General features: G+C 42.0%; 1 protein-coding gene. It reads right to left on the reverse strand.

From position 1 onward, the window contains the following. Positions 1-345: IS30 family transposase (locus ACEN3Z_RS11940; protein ID WP_407090993.1), on the reverse strand; the 345-nt coding region annotated here is incomplete at both ends.

A 345-nucleotide genomic window follows, 5' to 3' on the forward strand; every position in this document is an offset into this window, starting at 1 on the left:
GAGAAGAAACAACTGTGTCGAGTTCCCAATGCCCGAACTCTTTTCGATTCTTCACAGATTTGGGGCGTTTTGAGATGGGAGTGCCGATATTAAACTTTCCTCGCGTTTCTTGAGGCTCTCGACTTTTCCCTTTGTGTCTTAAGACAGTTAGGGGTACCTTTAAGATATCTTGGTAAATCCAGTTATAGATGGATTTAAAGGAAAGTTTTCCCTGATAGTCTCGTCCAACAATTTGTTCAGGTGACCATGTACGTTCTAATTTATCTTGAATGTCTTTAAGTAGCTCGACCGTGTACTTAGGATTTCTACCCTTAAGACGTGCACGTTGATTGGCACCTTCATGGG

Source organism: Ruoffia sp. FAM 26254 (genome assembly GCF_045528545.1).
Taxonomy (GTDB): Bacteria; Bacillota; Bacilli; order Lactobacillales; family Aerococcaceae; genus Ruoffia; species Ruoffia halotolerans.